This window comes from Nostoc sp. UIC 10630 (genome assembly GCF_010747425.1).
GTDB lineage: Bacteria > Cyanobacteriota > Cyanobacteriia > Cyanobacteriales > Nostocaceae > Nostoc.
The window spans coordinates 21,134-27,367 of record NZ_JAAGOG010000112.1; the positions used below are offsets into that span (position 1 = coordinate 21,134).

Here is a 6,234-nt window from a genome sequence, read left to right on the forward strand (position 1 = left end):
AAAATATTATTAATTATGTCCAATATATATTTTGACCTTAACTAATATTTAAAAGATATAAGTTCAGCTAACAGATGGAACTACGACACCTGCGCTACTTTGTCACCTTGGCAGAAGAACTGCACTTTGGACGGGCAGCAGAAAGATTGCACATTGCCCAACCTCCCTTAAGTCAACAAATTCGCCAGCTAGAAAAGGAATTGGGCTTTGAACTGTTTCATCGCACAAAACGAAGTGTGAATTTAACAGAAGCAGGGGCGGTTTTTCTAAATGAAGTCCAACAAATTCTCAGGCAATTGCAGCAGGCAATCCAAGTTGGGCAACAAACTAGTCGCGGTGAACTCGGAGAGTTAGCGATCGGCTTTGTCAGTTCTGCCGCGTATAATATTTTGCCAACTATTTTGCGAACCTTTCGGAATTGTGCCCCTGGTGTGAGTCTAGAGTTGCATGAACTGCCTACAGATCAACAGTTAGAGTGGTTACGCACAGGTCGGATAGATGTAGGGTTTGTTCGTCCACCTGTGGAGGAAAATACATTTAGCTGGGAAATAATTTTTCAAGAGTCGCTGATAGTAGCATTACCTGAATCACATTTATTAGCAAATCAATCTTATGTGTGTTTGCGATCGCTTGCTAATGAACCTTTTATTTTATTTCCGAGAATATTAGCGCCTGGACTCTACGACTTAATTATTAGTCTCTGCCAGCAGGCAGGTTTTAGTCCCTCTGTAAGTCAACAAGCCATTCAGATGCAAACAATTGTTAGCCTAGTGGCAGGCGAAATAGGTATTGCAATTGTGCCGGCATCTTTACAAAATTTGCAACGAACTGGGGTAGTTTATAAAAATATCGAGCCAGTCAGCCCAAAAGTTGCCATTGCAATGATTTGGCGCAGCAGCGAGACATCCCCAACAATACAGAGATTTCTGGAGATTGTAAAACACATAATTTAATTTATTCCTGGCGATTTATTTACCAATAAGTATCCATTGCAAAAATCTGCAAATGGCTGTTAAATCCTCTGATTGCGGCTGTTCTCCCTCAGTAGCTGAAGATAGCCATTTTTGCATACGGATACAAGGTATATAAATTCCAGTACTTGAAATTATGTAAGTTTCGCCAAACTCTTGATAACCAGATGCTTCATAAAAAGGTTTAGCAGTGATTGATGCACAAACAGCTAATGTATTGATGTTTTCGGACAAAGCTTTGCGTTCCATTGCTTTTAGTAACTCTGTACCAATTCCTTGTCGCACATATTGAGGATGGACATAAATTGCACTCACCCAATATTTGGAGTACGCAGAGAAACCAACAATTTTTTCTCCAATTTCAGCAACAAAAACTATATCTTTTGTATCTTTCCCTTCTAAATCATTTAACTGTTTATCGTTCAATAAGCCTTGAATCTGTTCAGGATTATAATCTTGGGAACAAAGTATCTGTATAGCATCTCTTTGGATATCGAAAATCTGATTTCTATCTTGCGGTTGGACTAGGCGAATTTTCACGTGATTAGGCTGAGTTCTATTCATCAGTAGGTTCTAACACATCTTTTGATACATTATGCCTATCTCAACCACTACAGAATATTGGCTTTGCTTTCTACCAAGCTTTTATACACCAATGATTCTAGCCAGATGAATGGAATAGCCTAGACCGTAAAAGTAAGTCTTTTTTAGTACGCCATAATCTCTAAATACCGCAATATCTATTTTTATTTTCCTCATTTCCAGTATATATAAAGGGATGAGGTAGAAATAACTAATGCCCAATGACTAATGACCAATGACTAATAACTAATAATCAATTTCTTTCCACCCATGCATGGATGCTATACCTTTAGTAACCCATTCGATCAGAATTGGGGGAGCTTCTGATATCAAAATGCTAGGATAAACTGCTGTACCCCATTCGGGATGCACTAGTACACGGCATTGATTTTTAATCACTGGATAGTTAAGCAAAGCTTTGACAACTGCTGTGTCATCATGGGGAATTGCTCCAGGATGAGATAGTAAAGGGTAGCCTGTACGAGGGTCGATCAGGTCAGTTAAATAGCCGCGATCGCGCAGATTAAATGCTAAATCACAGCCAAATCGCATAAACTTTTCTCGTAAGCGTTCTTTCTCTGACTCTACTTCTGCCGTCTTTTTGACTAATTGATAACGCGATTGTTGCAAGACAATCACTACTCGTAAAAACGGTTGCCGTTTCCAATCCGGTAATATCCGTTCGCAGTTGGCACAGATATATTGACTGGGAGCATGAATTGAAATTTGAACCGCTTGTCCTGTTTCGCCAACTAAATTAATGGGACAGGCTTGCTCCGAAGTGTAAACTTTGGGATAGTTCACTAAATTGATTCGGCTTATGCAAATTTTTTAATTTAATCTACGGTATAGATGATAGCTCTTAAAAGTTCAGAAAAATCATCATTTTCCTCTCTTATGTTACTTTTTTTAGAAGCATAAGATAATAATTTGAGAATTTTAATCCGAATTTTATCCTTTATTAACCTGTTGTCATAGGATTTGTTGCGATCGCTGTAGGCATTAGCATAAGTGTAGACAAGCGATGCATCTGGCGGGCTACGCCTACGTTCCTGAAATCCGTTCGATTAAAACCCCAAAAAATTAACTCTATCTCACCCAATTAATTGAGTTTTAAAGAATTTACCGGCACTTCATCCCAAGAATCAACTGTCCGCAATTGCGCTACCCAACCTGCTGCCTTTTGCTTCTCGGTCAAATTATTCTGAAAGGAATCATGACACTCTTTAGCTTGAGATTCATTACAAGTGGCAATACAGGCATGAATCATCCCAGACGGATCAATTTGCTCATTTACCCAAATAGTCATGGAATATTTCCTCGAAAAGTGTAGCGAAAAAAGCTATTTGTTATTTTAGAACACTATTAGAGTCAAAAATTGCAGATCAAAATCGGTAATAAATAGTGAACTAATATTAGCGATTACTAATTTACAATTATTCAGTTCCGCTTCATCTGGTAGGCGCATAGGATTTATCGCCTCTTTCGTAGCGACGGCGGTAGAGTAATTCTAACTGTCCACCATATTCTTGAATCCAAGCTATCTGACGCTGATAGAGTCCCCGGAAGGTATTAGCAAATAATAGTGTAAAGATTGCTACTACTAATCCTGATGCTGTGGATACTAAAGCTTCACTAATTCCAGATGTTACACCTGTTGTTTTAGTACCTCCCACATCTCCAATATTTAGAGAGGCAAAGGAGTTAATTAATCCTAAGACAGTGCCGAGAAGTCCCAACAACGGCGCAAGACCAATAATTGTCTCAAAAATATTTTGCGATCGCTTAAGTAAGGGAATTTCGGCTTGTGCTTCACTTTCTAATGCCAAACGAAATTCCTCTGGTGTCGGCTCTTCTAATTCTAAAGCTGCTAAAAAAATTCGAGCAATGGGTAAATCAGCATTTTTCTGCAATTTATCTAAAGCACTAACTACATTATCAAGGCGATAAAGCTGTAGCACCTCTCGCACTACCTTATTTTGCCGATTATTTATTCTTACCCAAAAGATGATCCGCTCGATAATCAGCGCCACACCTAACAAAGAGAATGCCAGCAGAGGCCACATAACTACGCCACCTGCTGTAAACAGATTACTAATTTCCATTTATTATTTTTTAACTCTTCAACAACGCTAGATTAGCAGATTGTTGTTTTAGGGAATTGGGCATTGGGCGTTGGAGAGAATGAAAAACTACCTCTGTCTCTTCTGCTCACTGTTTCTTTATCTCCTCATTCCCTTACTCAATATTCAGAACTCTTTCGGCTATCCTGAGTTTGGCCGATCGCGATCGCGGATTCTTACTAATTTCCTCTTCTTGTGCAATAATTGGTTTTTTTGTCAAGACTTTTAATAAAGGTGAATTTCTTAAACCATGCTTCACCGGGCGGTCTTCCAGACTATGAAAACTGATAATCGCAATTCTGCCGCCAGGGACAAGGGCATTTGGTGCTTTATCCAAAAAGGTTTCTAGGGATTTTAACTCATCGTTGACGACAATTCGCAGAGCTTGAAAAACCCGGGTAGCGGGGTGAATTCTCCCATAACGGTATTTCGGAGGCACTGAAGAAGCGATCGCATCAGCCAATTCTGTAGTCGTGTGCAACGGCCGGCGTTCTACAATACGACGAGCAATGCGCCGCGATAATCTCTCTTCACCGTACTTAAAGAAAATATCTGCTAATTCTGCTTCATCCCAATTATTGATCACATCAGCAGCAGTTAGCGATCGCCCTCGATCCATTCGCATATCCAAATTCGCGGCTTGGCGAAAGCTAAAACCCCGTTCTGCTTGGTCTAAATGGTAAGAACTTACCCCCAAATCGGCTAAGATACCATCGAAAGTATTGGGGGGAAACTCATAGTCAGCAAAGTTGCTGTAAATAAATTGTACGCGATCGCCAAACTCTGCCAATTCTTTCCTCGCTGCTGCTAAAGCATCCTCATCTTGGTCAATTGCCGTTAATTTTACATCTGGTGCGGCTGCTAAAATTAAACGGCTGTGACCTCCACCGCCTACCGTCGTATCAAGATAATGACCTCCGGGAGATACCGCTAGACCTGCAATTACTTCTTGCGGTAACACTGGTAGATGGGAAAATATCGGTTCTTCAATAGCTAGCTGACGATTCATGAGACTTAAGGCAAAAAACCACAGATGAACTTTAATTATGTATTCTTTTGTTTGTGTCTTTGTGTATTCCTAATTAAAAATAGTTTTTAAACCACTAAGAGGATGTTTTAAAAGTGGTTGGTGTAAACAACTAAAAAACTTGTACAATTTGCGCGTCTACAAGCACTATTATATCGTTAGCTACTGAGAAGTTTTTAAAAAATAAAGTTCTACAATTTCATCATGCTACCATCCAGAAACAAATAAAAAAGTTGTACAATTTTGCAAATGACTTCCCTGTGAGGATTTGGGAATATTTGCTCCAATATTTAGTGGCGATCACATTCCAAGTACAAAGCTGAATCAATAGCCTGAATTTGCGAGGGATGCGATCGCAGTGCCTATTTACTTCGACAAAACCACGCTTTGACGTACAGCACGCTTGCGCTCGCTTTTCCGAACACCGCCAGCCATCTGATATTCATGGCTATCGTTACCATATTTATAAGCAATACCACGCAAAATCTTTTCAGAATAGTCTGCCAAATCTTGTTCATTTTCAACGATCTGGGTTAGTAAGACATCAATAGTAGAGAGGGTGGTATTGTATGCTTCTAGAGATTTTCGGAGGCTTTCGATTTTTTCAGTATAATCTTTGACTGTTAACTTTTCTCCGACATCGAGAGTTGGACTAATAGATTTAATGCTTGCTAAACGTACTTCAGCTTTGCCAAGAGTACGTGAGTTGCGTTTTGCCCTTGCCATAATTAATACGCATTTTCTAGATTACTGATAACTCTATAGTGGACAATTGTTGAAGAAGTTGTCATACGTGAAATTGTTGATTTTTCTGAAAAAGCCTAAAATTTAAGTACGTTACAACATTTTTTACCAATCAAAACCATATTTATTGTTGAGGCATAGCAGTACTGTGCCTTAAAAGCGTATTTTATTTAAGGGAAAATGCTGTAATACAAGTCTGTTTCTCATAACGTCAAGGCAGAAGCTGCTACAGACTGCGCGTAACACGGATACGTCTTGGCAGAAGTTCTTACAGGGAAGACGGAAGCTGCTACAGGCTGCGCGTAACACGGATACGTTTTGGCGGAAGCTGCTACTCTTAAGACGGAAGCTGCTACAGGCTGCACGAAACACGGATACGTCTTGGCGGAAGCTGCTCCCTTCCCTGCGGGACGCTATGCGAACGACTTCGCTCAGGGAGCGTTCTTGTGTAAGGGAGCGGAAGCGATGCCTGGATTGGGCAGCGCCTACGCGTGTTTTAATCAGTGCATTGTTTGACTTTTAAAAGCGATCGCCTGTTTTAATCAGTACAATCGCAGTAGCAGTAATTGATTTCCTTAAGCAAAACGTTCCCTAAAGAAAATGTTTCCTGAGTGAAGTCGTTCGCGTAGCGTCCCGCAGGGAAGGGAACATTCTAATTGCTCTTAGAACCAATGTCATCGCAGAGGGTGCGATCGTTCACATTCTTCCTAAGTGTTTTTTATCGGTATTCAATACTTGTCGGTTAAGGGGAAAAGGGGAAGGTGGGGTCCCCTCTGGGGATAAGGGG

General features: G+C 40.2%; 7 protein-coding genes. 1 reads left to right on the plus strand and 6 read right to left on the minus strand.

Translation table 11 applies throughout. The annotated features are described in order from the left end of the window. The first annotated feature begins 74 nt into the window (after positions 1-74). Entirely contained in the window at positions 75-953 is an 879-nt protein-coding gene (locus G1O98_RS23195) for a LysR family transcriptional regulator (RefSeq protein ID WP_163932365.1), read from the plus strand. A gap of 15 nt (positions 954-968) precedes the next feature. Here the strand turns inward: G1O98_RS23195 and G1O98_RS23200 are convergent, their stop codons facing one another. The 6 genes from G1O98_RS23200 to G1O98_RS23225 form a co-directional block, all read right to left on the minus strand. Beyond that, on the minus strand, positions 969-1,535 hold the full coding sequence (locus G1O98_RS23200) for a GNAT family N-acetyltransferase (RefSeq protein WP_163932369.1): 567 nt from the start codon (positions 1,533-1,535) through the stop codon (positions 969-971). A gap of 264 nt (positions 1,536-1,799) precedes the next feature. After that, complete coding sequence (locus G1O98_RS23205) at positions 1,800-2,357, minus strand: methylmalonic aciduria and homocystinuria type D protein (RefSeq protein WP_194143304.1); 558 nt, start codon at positions 2,355-2,357, stop codon at positions 1,800-1,802. A gap of 298 nt (positions 2,358-2,655) precedes the next feature. Next, a complete protein-coding gene (locus tag G1O98_RS23210) occupies positions 2,656-2,862 on the minus strand; it encodes a glycogen debranching protein (RefSeq protein WP_114081438.1) in 207 nt (68 codons plus the stop codon). A 142-nt stretch (positions 2,863-3,004) separates the two neighbouring features. After that, positions 3,005-3,658 carry a MotA/TolQ/ExbB proton channel family protein gene (locus G1O98_RS23215; RefSeq protein WP_163932372.1) on the minus strand — a complete coding sequence of 218 codons (654 nt, stop codon included), beginning with the start codon at positions 3,656-3,658 and terminating at the stop codon, positions 3,005-3,007. Positions 3,659-3,791: 133 nt separating this feature from the next. Next, positions 3,792-4,685: a 16S rRNA (cytosine(1402)-N(4))-methyltransferase RsmH gene (gene rsmH / locus G1O98_RS23220; protein WP_163932375.1), complete on the minus strand. Its 894-nt coding sequence runs from the start codon at positions 4,683-4,685 to the stop codon at positions 3,792-3,794. 384 nt (positions 4,686-5,069) lie between these two features. Beyond that, positions 5,070-5,429 carry a hypothetical protein gene (locus tag G1O98_RS23225; RefSeq protein ID WP_163932378.1) on the minus strand — a complete coding sequence of 120 codons (360 nt, stop codon included), beginning with the start codon at positions 5,427-5,429 and terminating at the stop codon, positions 5,070-5,072. Between the last annotated feature and the right edge of the window lie 805 nt (positions 5,430-6,234).

Bases quoted from the DNA above. Each gene is read 5' to 3' on its own strand.
- rsmH (WP_163932375.1), bottom strand. From the start codon at position 4,685: ATGAATCGTCAGCTAGCTATTGAAGAACCGATATTTTCCCATCTACCA.
- G1O98_RS23225 (WP_163932378.1), bottom strand. From the start codon at position 5,429: ATGGCAAGGGCAAAACGCAACTCACGTACTCTTGGCAAAGCTGAAGTA.
- G1O98_RS23195 (WP_163932365.1), top strand. From the start codon at position 75: ATGGAACTACGACACCTGCGCTACTTTGTCACCTTGGCAGAAGAACTG.
- G1O98_RS23210 (WP_114081438.1), bottom strand. From the start codon at position 2,862: ATGACTATTTGGGTAAATGAGCAAATTGATCCGTCTGGGATGATTCAT.
- G1O98_RS23200 (WP_163932369.1), bottom strand. From the start codon at position 1,535: ATGAATAGAACTCAGCCTAATCACGTGAAAATTCGCCTAGTCCAACCG.
- G1O98_RS23215 (WP_163932372.1), bottom strand. From the start codon at position 3,658: ATGGAAATTAGTAATCTGTTTACAGCAGGTGGCGTAGTTATGTGGCCT.